The 16,485-nt window shown below is 73.3% G+C and carries 13 protein-coding genes; 7 read left to right on the forward strand and 6 right to left on the reverse strand.

All coding sequences use genetic code 11. The annotated features are described in order from the left end of the window. Positions 1–9 precede the first annotated feature (9 nt). The 4 genes from ACFYL6_RS17850 to ACFYL6_RS17865 all read left to right on the forward strand — a co-directional run bounded on the left by ACFYL6_RS17850 (position 10) and on the right by ACFYL6_RS17865 (position 5,217). Positions 10–1,017 (forward strand): cytochrome d ubiquinol oxidase subunit II, encoded by a 1,008-nt coding sequence (locus ACFYL6_RS17850; protein ID WP_387172342.1) that lies wholly within the window; start codon positions 10–12, stop codon positions 1,015–1,017. Continuing rightward, positions 1,014–2,690: a thiol reductant ABC exporter subunit CydD gene (gene cydD / locus ACFYL6_RS17855; RefSeq protein WP_387172344.1), complete on the forward strand. Its 1,677-nt coding sequence runs from the start codon at positions 1,014–1,016 to the stop codon at positions 2,688–2,690. Before ACFYL6_RS17850 ends, cydD begins: the two co-directional genes overlap by 4 nt. Further along, the gene (gene cydC / locus ACFYL6_RS17860) at positions 2,687–4,477 is read left to right on the forward strand and encodes a thiol reductant ABC exporter subunit CydC (RefSeq protein ID WP_387172346.1); all 1,791 of its coding nucleotides are present in this window, start codon (positions 2,687–2,689) and stop codon (positions 4,475–4,477) included. The genes cydD and cydC overlap by 4 nt, the downstream gene beginning before the upstream one ends. Positions 4,478–4,545: 68 nt before the next feature. Next, the gene (locus ACFYL6_RS17865; RefSeq protein WP_387172348.1) at positions 4,546–5,217 is read left to right on the forward strand and encodes a permease prefix domain 1-containing protein; all 672 of its coding nucleotides are present in this window, start codon (positions 4,546–4,548) and stop codon (positions 5,215–5,217) included. Between the two features lie 23 nt (positions 5,218–5,240). On the opposite strand, the gene ACFYL6_RS17870 is transcribed toward ACFYL6_RS17865, so the two are convergent. After that, positions 5,241–5,579 carry a PadR family transcriptional regulator gene (locus ACFYL6_RS17870; protein WP_387172350.1) on the reverse strand — a complete coding sequence of 113 codons (339 nt, stop codon included), beginning with the start codon at positions 5,577–5,579 and terminating at the stop codon, positions 5,241–5,243. Between the two features lie 159 nt (positions 5,580–5,738). On the opposite strand from ACFYL6_RS17870, the gene ACFYL6_RS17875 reads away from it, so the two are divergent. Next, on the forward strand, positions 5,739–6,698 hold the full coding sequence (locus ACFYL6_RS17875) for a DNA primase (protein WP_387172351.1): 960 nt from the start codon (positions 5,739–5,741) through the stop codon (positions 6,696–6,698). 39 nt (positions 6,699–6,737) lie between these two features. After that, entirely contained in the window at positions 6,738–9,203 is a 2,466-nt protein-coding gene (locus ACFYL6_RS17880; RefSeq protein WP_387172668.1) for a transposase, read from the forward strand. Positions 9,204–9,472: 269 nt separating this feature from the next. Here ACFYL6_RS17880 and ACFYL6_RS17885 read toward each other — a convergent pair whose 3' ends face one another. From ACFYL6_RS17885 to ACFYL6_RS17900, 4 genes are all read right to left on the reverse strand, one after another. After that, positions 9,473–10,066, reverse strand: coding sequence for an ATP/GTP-binding protein (locus tag ACFYL6_RS17885; protein ID WP_007455465.1), 594 nt, complete (start codon positions 10,064–10,066; stop codon positions 9,473–9,475). A 1-nt stretch (position 10,067) separates the two neighbouring features. Further along, positions 10,068–10,445, reverse strand: a complete 378-nt coding sequence (locus tag ACFYL6_RS17890) for a DUF742 domain-containing protein (protein WP_030329021.1) — start codon at positions 10,443–10,445, stop codon at positions 10,068–10,070. A gap of 99 nt (positions 10,446–10,544) precedes the next feature. Further along, positions 10,545–10,949: a roadblock/LC7 domain-containing protein gene (locus ACFYL6_RS17895; protein ID WP_030329023.1), complete on the reverse strand. Its 405-nt coding sequence runs from the start codon at positions 10,947–10,949 to the stop codon at positions 10,545–10,547. Next, on the reverse strand, positions 10,946–14,557 hold the full coding sequence (locus ACFYL6_RS17900) for a nitrate- and nitrite sensing domain-containing protein (RefSeq protein WP_387172354.1): 3,612 nt from the start codon (positions 14,555–14,557) through the stop codon (positions 10,946–10,948). The genes ACFYL6_RS17895 and ACFYL6_RS17900 overlap by 4 nt, the downstream gene beginning before the upstream one ends. Positions 14,558–15,059: 502 nt before the next feature. Here ACFYL6_RS17900 and ACFYL6_RS17905 point away from each other — a divergent pair. Next, the gene (locus ACFYL6_RS17905; protein ID WP_238410792.1) at positions 15,060–15,353 is read left to right on the forward strand and encodes a hypothetical protein; all 294 of its coding nucleotides are present in this window, start codon (positions 15,060–15,062) and stop codon (positions 15,351–15,353) included. A 2-nt stretch (positions 15,354–15,355) separates the two neighbouring features. Here ACFYL6_RS17905 and ACFYL6_RS17910 read toward each other — a convergent pair whose 3' ends face one another. After that, the gene (locus tag ACFYL6_RS17910; RefSeq protein ID WP_387172356.1) at positions 15,356–16,429 is read right to left on the reverse strand and encodes an adenosine deaminase; all 1,074 of its coding nucleotides are present in this window, start codon (positions 16,427–16,429) and stop codon (positions 15,356–15,358) included. Positions 16,430–16,485 lie beyond the last annotated feature (56 nt).

The raw sequence follows: 16,485 nt of genomic DNA on the forward strand, positions 1-16,485 counted from the left end.
GAGTAGACCGTGGACCTCGCCTGGTACGCCCTGCTCGGCCTCTTCTTCGCCACCTACCTGGTGCTGGCCGGCTACGACTACGGCGTCGGGCTGCTGCTCGCCCGCGGCGTCGGTCCGGCCGGGCGGCGGGAGGCGCTGACCGCCCTCGGCCCGTTCTTCCTCGGCAACGAGGTCTGGTTGGTGGCCACCGTGGGCATCCTCTTCGGCGCGTTCCCCCTCCTGGAGGGCGAGTTGCTCGCCGGCTGCTATCCGGCCGTCGTCGGCGCCCTGGTCGGCGTCATCCTGGTCACCGTCGGGGTGCAGTTGCGCAGTCGGCCCACCGACGAGCGGAGTCGCGCCCGCTGGGACCGCGTCGTGGTGGTCGGCAGCGCCCTCGCCGCGCTGGGCTGGGGTGTGCTGCTCGCCGCGCTGTTGCAGGGCGTGCCACTCCAGGCCGACGGGCACGTCGCCGGGGTGGCGCACCTGGCCACCCCGTTCGCGGCCGCCGCCGGGCTGGCCATGGTCGCCCTGGTCGCGGTGCACGGGGCGACTTTCCTCGCCCTGCGGCTGTCCGCCGAGGCCGCCGCCGTGGTCGGCCAGACCGCCCGAAGGCTGGTGCCGGTGGCGCTGACCGCGGTCGCCCTGGCCACCGTCGTGGGCCTGCTCTCCGCCCGGGTACGCGACGCCGTGCAGCGGCCGGCGGTGGCCGTACTCCTGCCGGTGCTGCTCGCGGCGGCGCTGCTGGCGGCCCGCGCGGCGCTGGCACGGCGGCGGCCGGGGTGGGCTCTGGTCGCCACCGGCGCGGCCCTGGCGCTGCCGGTGGTGCTGGTCGGAGCAGCTCTGTGGCCCTACGTGCTGGTGTCCACGACCGACCCGGACGCCTCGCTACGGGTGGCCGACGCGGCCGCCAGCGCGCCGACCCTGCGGCTGCTGGGCTGGGTGGCGCTGCCGCTACTTCCGGCCCTACTAGGCTTCCAGGCGATGTGCTGGTGGGTTTTTCGAGGACGGACCGACGGTAGGGCACCGGTGTACTGGTGAGCCGCCGTCCGTTCGACCCGCGTCTGCTGCGCCGGGTCCCCGCGGCCCGGGGCGATCTTGCCGTGCTCGCGCTCCTGGGGGTGCTGGCCGCCGGGTTGATCGTTGCGCAGGCCACCGCGCTCGCGTCGCTGCTGGCCACCGCGATCGACGGCCGGCTGGATCGACAGGCGCTCGCCGGTTTCGTGGTCGCGGTCGCCGCCCGCTCGGCCCTGGTCTGGGCGCAGGGCACGGTCTCCGCGCGGGTGGCCGCCACGGTCAAGGCCACGCTGCGGGCCGACCTGCTCGGGGCGGTGGGCCGGCACGGGCCCGGCTGGGTGGCGGGGCAGCGGGCCGGCGAGATCGCCACCCTGGCCGGGCGCGGGTTGGACGCGCTGGACGCGTACTTCACCGGCTACCTGCCGCAGCTGGTGCTCAGCGTGACGGTGCCCCTGGCGGTGCTGGCCCGGGTCGTCTTCGCCGACTGGAGCTCGGCGGTGATCATCGCGCTGACCCTGCCGCTGATCCCGGTCTTCGGAGCGCTGCTCGGCTGGCAGGCGCAGGCCGCCACCGAACGGCAGTGGCGGCGGCTCGCGCTGCTCGGCGGGCACTTCCTGGACATGGTGGCCGGGTTGCCCACCCTGCGCGCGTTCGGGCGGGCCCGGGCACAGACCGACGTGGTGCGCCGGATGGCCGACGGTCACCGCGTCGCCACCATGAAGACGCTGCGGATCGCGTTCCTCTCCGCGCTGGTGCTGGAGCTGGTCGCCACCCTCTCGGTGGCGTTGGTAGCGGTGCCGGTCGGCATCCGGTTGCTCGGCGGCGGGCTGGCCCTGCAGACCGCGCTGCTGGTGCTGTTGCTGACCCCGGAGGCGTACCTGCCGCTGCGGGCCGCCGGCAGCCGCTTCCACGCCAGCATGGAGGGGCTGGCCGCGCTGGACGAGGCGTTGACCGTCTCCGCCGTACCCGCCACGCCCCGGGCCGCCGAGGGCGCCTCCGCCCCGGATGCGCGGGCCGAGATCCGGTTCGAGGGGGTGACCGTGGCGTACGAGCGGACCACCGCGCTGCGCGACGTGACCCTGACCATCCGGCCCGGTGAGCGGATCGCCGTCATCGGGCCCAGCGGCGCCGGCAAGAGCACCCTGCTCGGCCTGCTGCTCGGCTTCGTGGTGCCGACCAGCGGCCGGATCACCGTCGGCGGGGTCGACCTCGCCACCGCCGACCCGGACGCCTGGCGCCGGCAGCTCGCCTGGGTGCCGCAGCGGGCGCACCTCTTCGCCGCCTCGCTGGCCGACAACATCCGCCTCGGCGCGCCGGACACCCCCGCCGACGCACTCACCGCCGCGGTGCACGACGCCGCCCTGGACGACGTGGTGGCCGGCCTGCCCGACGGCCTGGACACCCTGCTCGGCGAGCGCGGTCACGGGCTGTCCAGCGGGCAACGGCAGCGGGTAGCCCTGGCCCGGGCGTTCCTGCGTGCCGCCCCGGTGGTGCTGCTCGACGAACCCACCGCCCGACTCGACACGGCGGCCGAGGCGGTGGTGCTCGACGCCACCCGTCGCCTGGTCGCCGGACGGACCGCGCTGCTGGTCGCGCACCGACCGGCGTTGCTCGCCGACGCCGACCGGATCCTGCGCATCGAGGACGGTCGGGTCACCGAGTTGACACCCGAACCGACCGGGAAGGCCACCCGATGACGGCGGAACAAGGGCCGGCGGTGGCGCCCGACGCGGCACCGGCCGGGCGGGCCGCCGCCGAGCGGGCCGTGCTGCGACTGGCCCGGCCGTACCTGGGCCGCCTGGTCGGAGCCGGGCTGCTGGCGGCCGCCACCGAGTTCGCCGGGCTCGCCCTGATGGCCACCGCCACCTGGCTGCTGATGAGCGCCGCCGGTCAGCCTCCGCTGGACCGCCTCACCGTGGCGATCGTCGCGGTCCGGGCCCTGGCGATCAGCCGGGGCGTGTTCCGCTACACCGAACGGCTCGCCGGGCACGACGCGGTGCTTCGCATGATCACCGACGTCCGGGCCCGGGTCTTCGCCACGCTGGCGTCCCGCCATGGCACGGCGCACCGCTCGGGGGACGTGCTGAGCCGCCTGGTCTCCGACGTGGAGGCCGTCCAGGACCTGCTGCTGCGGGTGCTGGTCCCCGGCTCGGCGGCGGCCCTGGTCGGTGTGCTGGCGGTCGCCGTGGCGGCGCTGATCTCACCACCGGCCGCCGGCGCGCTCGCCGTCGGGCTGCTGGTCGCCGGGGTGGCGCTGCCCGCGCTGGCCACCGCGGTCACCCGCCGCAGCGCGGCCGAGGTGGCCCCGCTGCGGGGCGCGCTGGCCACCGACGCGATCGACCTCACCCACGGCGCCGCCGACCTGGCCGCGTTCGGGGCGACCGACGTCGCGCTGCACGGCGCCGAGCAGCGCGCCCACCGGCTGGCCCGGCTGGAACGGCGGTTGGCCGCCACCGGGTTCGCCGTGGACGCGGCCGGCGTGCTGGTCGCCGGCGTGACCGCCGCGGCGGTGGTGCTGGTAGCGCTCGCCGCCGACGTGCCGGGGGTGCTGGTGGGCGTCCTGGCCGTCGGCACACTGGCCGCCGTCGAGGTGACGCTGGCGTTGGTCACGGCGGCCCGGCAGTGGACGCAGCTGCGACCCGGCCTGACCCGGGTTGCCGACCTGCTCGACGCGGACCCGTCGACCCCGCCGCCCGGGACCGGTCCCACGGACCTGAGCGGCCCGCACGAGCTGCGCTTCCTCGACGTGACCGTGCGGTACCGGGCCGGCGCCGCCCCCGCCCTGGACGGGGTCAGCCTGGAACTCCCGGCGGGACGCCGGATCGCTGTCGTCGGCCCGAGCGGCGCCGGCAAGAGCACCCTGGCCGCCGTGCTGACCGGCACCGTCCGGCCCGCGTCCGGCCGGGTCACGCTGGACGGTCACGACCTTTCGACGTACGCCGAGGAGGCGCTGCCCCGCGCGGTCGGCGGGCTGCTGGCCGAGGCGTACGTCTTCCACGCCACGGTGCGGGAGAACCTGCTGCTCGGGCGGGCCGGGGCGGGCGAGGAGGAGCTGACCGCGGCCACCGCCGCCGCCGGCCTGCTGGACTGGGTCCACGCCCAGCCGGCGGGCTGGGACACGCTCGTCGGCGAGGAGGGCGGGCAACTCTCCGGCGGGCAGCGGCAGCGGCTGGCACTCGCCCGGGCCCTGCTCGCCGCGCCGCCGGTGCTGGTGCTCGACGAGCCCACCGAAGGTCTGGACCCGGCCGCCGCGGACGCGGTGCTCGCGTCCGCCCTGGCCGCCACCCCCGCCGGGCACTCGGTGCTGCTGATCAGCCACCGGCTCAGCGGGCTGGCCGAGCTGGACGAGATCGTGGTCCTGGACGGCGGCCGGGTGATCCAGCGTGGTCGGCACGCCGAGCTGGTCGCCGTCCCGGGCTGGTACCGGGACCAGTGGCTGCTTCAGGCCGCGGCCGAACGGGGTTACCTGGCGCTCGCCCCCTGACCCGGCTCCGGGGCGGACCAGGGTTCTCCCGGACGTCGACCCGCCGGAGTCCGTGGCAGGGTGGTGCCATGCGCGCTGAGGACGTGATGGTCGACGAGCACCTGCGGGAGCTGGCCGCTCGGTTGCAGGGGCCGGCGCGACTCAAGTCCGACCTGCTGACCGAGGCCCGGCACGGGTTGCTGGACGCCGTCGAGGCGTACCGGGAGAGCGGGGCGCCAGCCACCGAGGCGCAGCGCCGGGCGGTGGTCGAGTTCGGCTCCCCGGCGCAGGTGCTCCCGTCCTGGCAGGCCGAGCTGGCGGTGGGCGCCCTGCGTGGCCTCTCCCTGCGGATGCTGTTGATCGCCGGGGTGGGGGTGGTCGCCGGCGATCTGACCTGGCGCGGGGCGAGCTGGAGCGAGGGCCCCCGTCCGCCGGCCGGCTACCTGCTGCTCTCCAACTCGGTCGACTGGATCTGGATGAGCACGCTGCTGCTCTCGGTGGCCGGTCTGCTGGTGGTCTGGGCGAGCGCGCGGGCACCCCGGCCGGGCCTGGCCCTGGCGCAGCGTGCGGTGGGCGCCGGCCTGACCGGCCTGCTGGCCCTCGCCATGCTGGCCGGCTGCGCCCTCTTCGCCTGGTCCGTCAACCTCTGGGACGCGGCGCTGCACTGGCCTCCGATGATCATCGGAGCGGTGTTGGTGGGCGGCGGATACTTCTCGCTGACCCGCGCGGCGCGCGGCTGGCTGCTGGCCACCACCCGCTGATCGGCGGGCCCGACCCGAGCGGGTCAGGCTGGAGTGGGCGGGCTGCCGGGATCGAGGAATCGACCCACTGTCGTCTGGAACTCGCGCCAACCCGCGCGCTCCCCGGCCAGCGCCCGCCGGCCCGAGTCGGTGAGCTGGTACGTCCGCCGTTCCCGGCCGCTGACCGTGCTCCAGGTGCTCGCCACGTGGCCGGCGCGTTCCAGGCGACGGAGCGCCGGATAGATGGTGCCGGTGGGCAGGTCCAGATTGCCGTCACTGCGGGCGCGCAGCGCCTCGATGATCGCGTAGCCGTGCAACGCGCCCTGTTCGAGAACGGCGAGCAGCAGAGCGTCGAGATGGCCGTGCAGCGCCTGGGCCTTCATGCGTAGCTACGCTACTTGTCGAACCGCCGGTTCGCCAGCGGTGACGACCAGCAGGTCGGACCCGTGCGCCAACCGGCCACCGGGGTGCGGGCATCGGTCACCCAGGGCCGCCGACTAGGGTATGTGCCCAGAGTCACTCGCCGGTCAGAGACCCGGCGGGTGGGCAACCCGAAGCACACGGAGGTCAGCGTGGCCCGCCAGTCGCCCCAACGGCCCGACGCCGACGAGCCCGAGCTCGACGACACCACCGGCGCGGCCGAGCCAGACGAGACCGAGGAGACCGACCGCCCGTCGGTTTCGATCGACCGTTCGCTCTGGGACGAGCTGCGCATCGACCCGGTGGAGATCGCCCTGCCCGCCGGCACCGGCTTCACGCTCCGGGCGTACCGGCCGGCCAGCTCGCTGATCCCGACCGACGTGACCGAGCGCGACCAGGACGACCCGTTCCTGGCCCGCCGCCAGGCGGTCGAGGAGGAGGAGGACGACGAGACCGTCGTCATCCTCGACGAGGAGCTGGCCGAGGAGTTCGCCGCCGAGGACGAGGACGACGAGTCGACGCGCCGCCGCCGCGACGGTGCCGCCGCCGACACCGACGAGGAGTCGGACGAGGCAGTCACGGACGAGGCGGACGACGAGGAGGTGCCGGTCTTCCTCAGCAACCAGGGCAAGCTGTTGCTGTTCAAGACCCCCGAGTCGCTCGTCAGTTTCATCCGATCCGGTGCGCCCAACGATCTGTCCCAACTGGACAGCTGGAATGAATTGTCCGAACGGGTGGAGCCGGCAGATATCGTTCCGCTCGACGAGGACACCTACGAGCTCGACCTCGTCGTGGAGAACCTGCGCGGCGGGCACGACACGTGGGATTCGACCCTGCTGATCGAGGCAGGCGAGGCCGCGCGTGACCTCTCGTACGCATTGCGGCTGCCTGCGGTACTCGACATGCTCTCCGCCGGCTCCAGCCTCGACGACCTGGACGAGGCGCTGCGTGCCACCGCCAACGGCGGGATCGGCGCGTTCATGGGTCGCCGACGGCTGAAGAAGATCGGAGCGCAGACCGCGAGTTTGGGTTGGCGCACCATTGTCGGCAAGATCTCTGCGGTGGTGGACTGGCGCGACTGACCCGTACCGGGGAGCATCAGTTGCTGGCAGAGGAAAGACCTGTCCCGGGAGGAGGACGACGCCGTGGCGCTCGTGCGCGTTTACTGCGGTCTGGCCTCGGCGGATCCGGCTGACCGACCGGCCTCCGCCGGTTCGACGCTGACGTCCGCTGTGGTCGACGACGCAGGCCGTCTGCTGCATGTCTGCGAGATCAGCGATGACGCCGCTGGCTACGCCCAGCTCGTCGCGCTGCTCGTGGAGCGGTCGGGCGGGCCGAGCGGTGCGGCCATCGCCGCCGACAGCGACGACCACACGGTCACCTCGCTGCTGAGCGCGGCGGGGCGACCCCTGGCGATCGCCGACGACGACTCGGTGGACGACTTCGCTGAGCGGTTTGCCGACGACGACTCCCTTGAGGAGATGCAGTCGCCTCCGGCCGAACGACGGGCGGTCGGCCTGGCCCGCGCGTTGCAGGCGGGGGCGCTCTCCGCCGTCACCCTGCCGGCACCCCGGGACCTCGCCGGCTACAAGCAGGTGCTCTCCGCGCACGCCGCTCTGGCCAGCGGTCGACACTCCGCCGCCGTGGCGCTGCGCGAGGTTCTGCGGGAGCTCTACCCGGCGGCCCTGCGCGCATATCCGGACCCGGCCGAGCCGGTCTCCCTGGCCGTGCTGGACGCGCTGCCCGAGCCCGGCATGCTCGGCGGCACCGTGGCCCGGGGTCGCGAGGTGTCGGTCGCGGCGGATGCCATCGCCGCGCACCTCGCCGCGGACGGGGTCGCCGACGCCGAGGAGATCAACGAGGCGGTCACCGCCCTGCGGGTCGCCATCTCCGAGACACCCCGACGCGCCGCGGTCAACCGGGCCCTCACGTCCGCGGTGGCCGAGACGGTCCGCCAGGCCGTCGCCTCCGTACGGGCCTGCGACGCCGGGTGCGAGGCGCTGGTCAGCGCGCTCAGCTCACGGGTCAGCACGCCTGCCCAGGCGCCCGGCCGTCGTGCCGCCGCCCGCCGTGGCGAGTCCGTCGGCGAGCTGACCGGCCTGGCCGGCACCAACGCCGGGTTGACCGGCACCAACGCCGGCCTGACCGGCCTCGCCGGCACCAACGCCGGGTTGCGGTCGGTCCGACCCACCCCGCCGGCCGGCGAGCCGGCACCCGCCGTCGGGCGGCGCAGCCGTCCCGAGCCGGTCCCCGGTAACGCGCCGCTGGCGTCACCCCGCCCGCTCGGGCCACCACCGGTCGCCCCGGCGCCGGTCACGCCACCGCCGGTCGCACCCGCGCCGATGACCCCGGCGGCGATGGCTGGTCCGCCGGCGTCCACGCTGCCCAGTCGCAGCGAGCCGCTCCCCAGCCGGATCGACGGCCCGACCAACCGGCCGGTCTCCTCGCCACCGCCTCCGCCGCCCGGGATCACCCCGATCGCGCCGGCACAGCGGGGCATGGTGCCCCCGGCCGAGGCCGGTGAGCCGTTCCGGCCGACGCTGACCACCGCCGCGATCAACAACGCGCGGGCCGAGCGGCAGCGGACGGTCATTCCGCCCCGCCCCAAGACCAACGGCGAACCCCGGCCGAGCCACCAGCAACGCCCGGTCGACGAGCCACCCACCGGCGGGTTCAGCGCCACCGATCTCAGCATTCCGGTGCCGACCCCCCGGCCCGGGCAGGAGGCCGCACCGCCCGGCTCCCGTGCCAACTGGCCGCTGGTCAACAACCCGGAAGATCCGTCCGACAGCTCACCGAACAACCCGGTGGCCTACCCGTACGGCGGTAGCCGTGGTGTCGACGCCCCGACCGACCCGGGTCGGGCCGACGGTCGGGTCACCCCGCCCTGGTTGGCGGACGACCTGCCACCGGAGCCACCCATGCTGCGGCTGGTGGAGCCGCCGCCGCTGGCCGACCGGGCGCTGCGCGAGGGGCTCAACCCTCCCGCGGACCAGCACCTGGAGACGCCGCCGCTGCGCCTGGTCGACCGGGAGCAGGCCGCTCGCAACGGTCGGGCGGCTGCCCGCACCGAGCGTGCCGCCGAGCACCGGCCGCCGCCCCCGGTCGAGCACCGGCCACCACCGATGGAACACCGGCCGCCGCCGGTCGCCGACGAGGGCGACGGCGATCTGCTGATCTTCGCGCAGGCCAAGTCGGCCTGGTTCGTCGGTCAGGCCGAGGAGTCCGACCTGGACTGGTCGACCACTGCCGACACCGGCTGGCAGGCTGCGGAGCAGGCCGCTCGCCCGGCCGTGGGCGCCGAGACCAACGCCGGGTTGCCCAAGCGGGTGCCGCAGGCCAACCTGGTGCCGGGTTCCCCGCTGCGCGAGGAGCGCCCATTGCGGATAGTGCGTGATGCGGCGAGCCTCGCGGAGAACACGACCGGCTACTTCCGTGGCTGGCGTCGGGGCCAGGAGATCGGCGGTTTCGCGGTGGGTGGTCGGCCCGGTCGTGAGGCGGCCGGCGGCTGGGACTTCAGCCGCGACCACGGGGACCGCGACGACGACCGGGAGTACGAGTACCGCTCGGCGGGCTACCAGTCCTGACCCTTCTTCACCGGGAGAGCGCCCTCAGCCAGTCGGCTGGGGGCGCTCTCGCGTCAGCAGGTGGATCCCGGGTACGCAGAAGCCGCCTCGCGAGGTCCGTGGGTGGGCTGGTGGCCCCGGGAAGGGGCTGACAGCGTCCAGGACGTCAGGAGGCGGCTCGGCGGCGCACCGGCCCGTCTGGGCGACGAACCAGCGCGGAGCGACTCACCGGGGCGGCTGGCAGCGCCCGGTGGCGGCCAGAGCCACCACCGGGGCGTGCAGCGCCGCGATCAGGCCGGGGCGACGGCGCGCGTACGACGCATGGTCAGCACGTACTCGACCAGCGAGATCAGCACGTGCTTCGTCGACTCCCGGTTACGGGCGTCGCAGGCCACCACCGGCACGTCGCTCGAGATCGCCAAGGCGTCCCGGACGTCCTGCGGGTCGTGGTACTGCATTCCGTCGAAGCAGTTGATCGCCACCAGGTACGGCAGGCGTCGGTGCTCGAAGAAGTCGATCGCCGCGAAGCAGTCGGCCAGCCGGCGAGTGTCCACCAGCACGACCGCACCGATCGCACCCCGCACCAGTTCGTCCCACATGAACCAGAAACGGGTCTGGCCCGGCGTACCGAACAGGTACAGGATCAGGTCACGGTCGATCGAGATCCGGCCGAAGTCCATGGCCACCGTGGTCGTCGTCTTGCCCGGCACCTGCCGGGTGTCGTCGACGCCCACGCCAGCGGAGGTCATGATGGCCTCGGTGGTCAGCGGCGTGATCTCCGAGACCGAGCCGACCAGCGTCGTCTTACCGACGCCGAATCCACCGGCGATAACGATCTTCGCCGACGTCACGCGGCCGCTCGGGTTCGGCGGGCGGTGCGACATGTCAGAGCCTGCGAAGTCCACTCAGCACCCTCTCCAGCAGTTCAGTGCCCACCGCGTCGTCGGAGTCGTCCAAAATGGTCGGCTCGTGGACCGCGACCAGGCCGTCCGTCGCCATGTCGGCGATGAGCACCCGGGCCACACCGAGCGGGAGCTGCATCCGCGCCGCGATCTCTGCGAGCGATTGCACGCGTCCGTCACACAGCGCGGCGATGTACTGGTGTTCGCGGCCCTGGCCGCCGTTGCCATTGGCAGCGGCCCGACCGCGCACCGTCGTCTCGACGAGCGCCTCCAGCGCGATGTCGAGCCGGGGACGGGTGCGACCACGGGTCACGGCGTATGGACGGACCAACGCTCCGGTTGGTTCGTCACGATCGGCCATCTCGCCGCTCACCTCCTTCGCACCCGTTACCGGCTCCCACCGGTGAAACCCGTCGTTGTCGTTGTTTCAGTAGTGCCGACCTCACGATCGGCGAAAACGTCAGCCCAGCATGCCCGCAGCCGCACGCGGCTGCGGGGTCAGCGCGTCGCCCACCCGGTCGACCAGCAGCGCCATCTCGTAGCCAACCTGGCCCACGTCGGAGCTGCGGGCGGCCAGCACGGCGAAGGACGAGCCGTCCGAGATGGACATCAGGAACAGGAAGCCATTGTCCATCTCCACGACGGTCTGCAACACCGCGCCTCCCTCGAAGCAGCGTGCTGCCCCCTGGGTCAGGCTGACCAGACCCGATGAGATCGCGGCGAGCTGGTCTGCCCGGTCGCGCGGCAGATCCCGTGACGACGCGAGGAGTAGGCCGTCGGCCGATACGGCGACCGCATGCGCGACGCCGGGCACCCGGTCGGCGAAGTTGGCCAGCAGCCAACCAAGATCCTGCGTAGTTGTCATCCTTCTTGCTCCTTCTGCCCGCTCCCGGCCACCGGGCCTGAGCCAGACTGCGAGGATTGCCCTCCCGGAGTCGCCTCCGGGTTGGTCGGGTTGTCCGAGGTGCTACGCCCTCGCTGCACGCCCCGGTGGTAGGCGGAGAGCAGGCCACGGACCGCCTCCGGGGAGCGCCGCTGGACCGAGGTGGTGGGCTTCTCCACCGCGCCGGGCACCAGCTGCGCCATCGGCTTGCGTTTCGGCAGACCGGTCGTGGTGGTCTCGCTCACCGGCACCGCGCCGGCCGCCGCGGAGGCAGCACGCCAGCCGTCGTCGGCAGCGGTCTGCCAGCCGTTGCTCTGCGGTTGCGACCGGCGGTTCGGCAGGCTCTCGGCGAGGCTCGGGCGGGTGCCCTCGTTCGCTGTGGAGCCGTTGTCCCGCGGCGCTCCTCCGACCGTCGGAGTGTCTGCCATCGGTGTGTTACCTGTCGTCCCGGGTGGTGTCTTGTGGACTGCCCGACCGCTGGCCTCGACCGTGGCGAACTGCTGGGTCGCGGAGTCGCCGTTCGTCGCTGGCTGGGCGCCGGCCGCGGTCTCCTCGGAGCCCGGGCGACGGGTACGGAACCAGGCCGACTCAAGCTCCCGGAAGATCGGCAGCTCCATCGTCTCGTCCGCGTACCGCTGACGGTTCTGCGCCTGCGGCTGCTGCGGCGTCGGCCGGGTCTGCGGAGCCGGAGCCGCCGCCGGGGTCGGCGCTGGCACCGAAGGCCGGGCTGCGGCCGGCTGCTCGCCGGGTCGCGGTACCCGAGGCAACTCCGTCGTCATGTCCAGCGCGGCGGCGAGCCGCTCGGGCACCGGCGGGGTGGCAGTGTCCCGGTCGCTGCCCGGCACTGGCGGCCAGGCCGGCGGTGCCGGGGCGCTGGTTGCCTGCGCGGGCGGGGCGGACCGGGGCGCGAACCCGCTGAACGACTGGCCCGAGGCGGGCGGCGCCGAGTACGGCTGGCCCGAGTAGGGCTGACCGGACGCCGGCGAGGCCGAGACCGGCGACGCCGACACCGGCGGACCGGCGTACGGCTGGCCGGAGGCCGGAGCGGCGGACACCGGAGCGCCGCCGTACGGCGCACCCGAGTAGGGCTGCCCGGAGTAGGGCTGGCCGGAAGCCGGCGAGGCGGAGACCGGAGCACCGGAGTAGGGCTGCGCGGAGACCGGCGGCGCCGAGTACGGGTGCGCCTCGGGGCTGCTCGGCAGCTGACGCGGAATGGACGGCTGCTGACCGGTGGTCGGGGGCTCGTCCCCGGCCCGGCGCTGCGGCAGCGGGTCGATCCCCTGGCCGTTGGCCGACCGGGGGGTGAACCCGTCGCCGCCGTTGACGCCGTTCGTCCCGGCCGCGCCGGTCAGGTCGGACCAGGCGGGCATCGACCGGTACGCGCCACCGTTGGCAGGGGTGCCGGCGCCGTTGCGCGACGCGGGGTCGAACGGACGACCGCCCAGGGTGACCTGGTTGCCGGACTCGCTCGGGCGAGGGCCGTTGCCCAGCGCGGGCAGCGCGCCGAAGACCGGCGCGGGCCCACCGGACTGCGGACCACCGAACTGGGGAGCACCGGCCGCCGGCAGTGCCGGAGGCTGCTGCACCCGACCGGAGAGCGCCCGGGGCACCAGCACCGAGGTGGGCAGGGTCACGTCGGCGACCGTGCCGCGATCGTTGCCGGGGCGCAGCTCGACCCGGACACCGTGCCGGGACGCCAGCCGGGCGACCACGACCAGGCCCATCATCCGGGACACGGCCACGTCCACCTGCGGCGGCGTGGCGAGCCGCTCGTTGAGGTCGTGCAACTGCTCGGCGCTGATGCCGATGCCGCGGTCCTCGACGTACAGCGAGGAGCGGTCACCGACCCGGCGAGCCTCGACCATGACCTGCGAGTCGGGCGGGGAGAACGCGGTGGCGTTGTCGAACAGCTCCGCGACGAGGTGCACCAGGTCGTTGACCGCGTGCGCGGCGACCTCGATGTCGCGGTCGATGACCCCGAACTCGATCCGGGTGTAGTGCTCGACCTCGGACTGCGCGGCGCGCAGCACGTCGATGAGAGCGGCCGGCTCGCGCTGCACACGGGTGGAGTCGGCACCGGCGAGCACCAGCAGGTTCTCGTCGTTACGGCGCATCCGGGTGGCCAGGTGGTCGAGCTGGAACAGCTCGGCCAGCCGGTCCGGGTCCTCCTCGCCGCGCTCCAGCCGGTCGAGGTGCCCGATGAGGCGGTCGACCAGGATCTGGGAACGGCGGGCCAGGTTGACGAACATGGTCGCGACGGAGGCGCGCAGTGCCGCCTGCTCGGCGGCTGTGCGGACGGCTTCCAGGTGGACGGCGTTGAACGCCTCGGTCACCTGGCCGAACTCGTCCTTGCTGCGGACCGGTAGCGGTTCGGCGATCTGGTTGGCCAACTGCACCGGGGAGAGCTGCCCGACGACCTGCGGGTCGCGCAGTCGGGCCACCGCCTGTGGAAGGCCGTACTGGGCGACGGAGAGCGCGCCCTGCCGCAGCTCACGGAGCGAGCGGGCCATCGAGCGGGCGACCAGGTACGCGAAGAGGATGGCCAGCAGCAGCATGCTGAGCAGCAGGCCGGTCTCCAGGAAGACCTGGCGCTGGACGTCCGAGCGGAGGGTGTCGGCCTGGTCGACCACTTCACTGTCGAGCTTCCGCTCGACGGTGCGGATCAGCTTGGCGTTGGCCGTCATGGCGGCTTCCCACTGGTCCGGGCCGAACGGCGCACCGCGCATGTTGCCGGTGGTGTTGCCGTCGATCCAGCCGGTGTAGTTCTGTGCCTGCCGGCGGTCGCCGCCCGCGACCGTCTGGTCGTGGAACTTCGCGTCGTCCGGGGTGGCGACGGCCTTGAAGCTCTGCAGGGCCTGCTGCTGGCCGGTGTCACTGGCGACGTAGTCCCTGCGCAGTGCCGGGGTCAGGCGTTGTCCGCCCTTGACACCCAGCGCGCGGTGCACCACGACCCGGCGTACGGCGAGGAACTCCTTCTCCCGGGCGACCGCCGCGGCGGCGCGCATCCGGTCGCTGAGCTGGTTGTCACCGGCGAGCTGCGTGGACGAGTCGCGGATGGCGAGCAGGTCACTGATCAGGCCCTCGTACGCCTGCACGGTCTCGGTGAGCGCGAGCTTTCCGTTGAACACCTGGCTGCGGACGCCCGACAGGTCCTGCAGGTTCTGGTCGATGCCGTCGAGCAGACTTTCCAGGCTGCTCGGCAGGTCCTCGATCTCGGTCCGCTGCTGCCGGTAGGGGATCGCGTCCTGATCCACCCGGGAGTTCACCCGGTTGTAGGCCTCCTGGTACTGAGCTGTCGGCTGCGTCCCGTCCGCGCCCAGCAGCAGCACGGCGGCGGTCCGCTCGTCCTGCAGGCTGTCGACCAGGTCACCGGAATAGCTCGACAGATTCGCCAGGTCGCCAGCTCGGTTGGCATTGTTGAGCGTCTCCACGTGGTCGATGAGACCACTGGTGCCCACCACGACCGTGGCGATGGTCGGCACGATCATGATGAGACCGAGCTTGGACCAGATCGGCATGTCCCGGAGCCGGCTGGCCGGCCGGCGCAGCCGCGACAGGAAGGAGCCCGCCGTCTTTGGCCGTTTGCTCACGTCACCGCCCTCGCGATTACAGCTTGAACGCGTTGCCCCGGGCAACGCCCAGCGACCGACCCGGCGGGTCGGACCCCCGAGATTCCATCACGCCGGTCGACAAGAAGAAAGCCCAGGTTGTCCCCAACCGAAGGTGTGATGAGATGTTGATGCGATTTGATAGCAGTCTGTCTGGCCGGAGTAACTGAAGGTAATGAAACATCCGCACCGAGTTGTCCTACTGGCCGGCCCATCGGGCTCCGGAAAGTCGTACATAGCGCAGCAAACCGGCTTGCCGGTGCTCTGCTTGGACGACTTCTACAAAGACGGCGATGACCCTACGTTGCCGAGACGGAACGGCCAGGTGGATTGGGAATCGCCGCAGTCCTGGGACGCCCCCGGTGCGGTGGAAATCATTGCTCGACTTGCCCGCGAGGGCCGAGCCGATGTGCCGGTTTATGCGATCGGCGCGGATCGAAGGGTGGCCACCCGGCCATTTGATGTCGCCGGATCGCCACTTTTCGTGGCCGAAGGGATCTTCGCCGCCGAGATCGTCGAGGAGTGCCGTCGCCGTGGCCTGCTCGCCGGGGCGTACGCGCTGCGCCGGCCGCGCGGCGCGACCTTCCTCCGCCGACTCGCCCGCGACCTGTCCGAGCAGCGCAAGGCACCCCGGGTGCTGATCCGGCGGGGCGTGGCGCTGCTGCGGGCCGAGCCCGCGGTGCTGCGTCGACAGATGGGCCTGGGGGCCGAGGCGGCCCGCGCCCGGGAGGTGCTGCGCCGGGTGGCCGGCCTGCTCGCCGGCCACCCACACGGCTGAACTCAGGCCAGCAACTTCGCGTACGCCGGCTTGATCACCTCATCGATGATCCGCAACCGCTCGTCGAACGGGATGAAGGCGCTCTTCATCGCGTTGATGGTGAACCACTGCAACTCCTTCCAGCCGTAGCCGAAGGTCTCCACCAGCAGCGACATCTCCCGCGACATCGAGGTGCCGCTCATCAGCCGGTTGTCGGTGTTGACGGTCGCCCGGAAGCGCAGGTCCCGCAGCAGGCCGATCGGGTGGTCCGCGATCGAGGCGACCGCACCGGTCTGCACGTTCGACGAGGGGCAAAGCTCCAGGGGGATCCGCTTGTCCCGGACGTACGCGGCCAGCCGGCCGAGCGAGCCGTCGGGGGCGATGTCGTCGACGATCCGCACCCCGTGGCCGAGCCGGTCCGCTCCGCACCACTGGATCGCCTGCCAGATCGACGGCAGCCCGAACGCCTCGCCGGCGTGGATGGTGAAGTGGAAGTTCTCCCGTTGCAGGTACTCGAAGGCGTCCAGGTGCCGGGTGGGCGGAAAGCCCGCCTCGGCGCCGGCGATGTCGAAGCCGACCACCCCGGCGTCCCGGTGCCGCACGGCCAGCTCGGCGATCTCCTGGGAGCGGGCGGCGTGCCGCATCGCGGTGAGCAGGGTGCCCACCCGGATGCTCAGGCCCGCCTCGACCGCCTGCGCGGTGCCCTCGGCGAACCCGGCCAGCACCGCCTCGACCACCTCGTCCAGGCTCAGGTCCCGTTCCAGGTGCTGCTCCGGGGCGAAGCGCACCTCGGCGTAGACCACTCCGTCGGCGGCCAGGTCCAGGGCGCACTCGCGGGCCACCCGACGCAGCGCGGGCGCGGTCTGCATCACCGCCACGGTGTGCGCGAACGTCTCGAGGTAGCGCTCCAGCGAGCCGGAGTCGGCCGCGTCCGCGAACCAGCGTCCGAGCGCTTCCGGGTCGGTGGTGGGCAGTTCATGGCCCACCTCGGCGGCCAGGTCGACGATCGTCGCCGGCCGCAGCCCGCCGTCGAGGTGGTCGTGCAGCAGCGCCTTCGGGACCTTGACGATGTCCTCGTATCGGATAGTTGCGACCATGCTCAGACCCTAGTCAGCCAGCTCAGGCCCGCCGAGCCAGGCCACTAGGCTCGACC

This window comes from Micromonospora sp. NPDC007208 (assembly GCF_042869175.1).
GTDB lineage: Bacteria > Actinomycetota > Actinomycetes > Mycobacteriales > Micromonosporaceae > Micromonospora > Micromonospora foliorum.

Excerpts from the sequence above, each read along its gene's own strand:
- ACFYL6_RS17910 (WP_387172356.1), bottom strand. The coding sequence starts at position 16,429 with ATGGTCGCAACTATCCGATACGAGGACATCGTCAAGGTCCCGAAGGCG.
- ACFYL6_RS17885 (WP_007455465.1), bottom strand. The coding sequence starts at position 10,066 with ATGTCGCACCGCCCGCCGAACCCGAGCGGCCGCGTGACGTCGGCGAAG.
- ACFYL6_RS17895 (WP_030329023.1), bottom strand. The coding sequence starts at position 10,949 with ATGACAACTACGCAGGATCTTGGTTGGCTGCTGGCCAACTTCGCCGAC.
- ACFYL6_RS17870 (WP_387172350.1), bottom strand. The coding sequence starts at position 5,579 with ATGAAGGCCCAGGCGCTGCACGGCCATCTCGACGCTCTGCTGCTCGCC.
- ACFYL6_RS17865 (WP_387172348.1), top strand. The coding sequence starts at position 4,546 with ATGCGCGCTGAGGACGTGATGGTCGACGAGCACCTGCGGGAGCTGGCC.
- ACFYL6_RS17890 (WP_030329021.1), bottom strand. The coding sequence starts at position 10,445 with ATGGCCGATCGTGACGAACCAACCGGAGCGTTGGTCCGTCCATACGCC.
- cydC (WP_387172346.1), top strand. The coding sequence starts at position 2,687 with ATGACGGCGGAACAAGGGCCGGCGGTGGCGCCCGACGCGGCACCGGCC.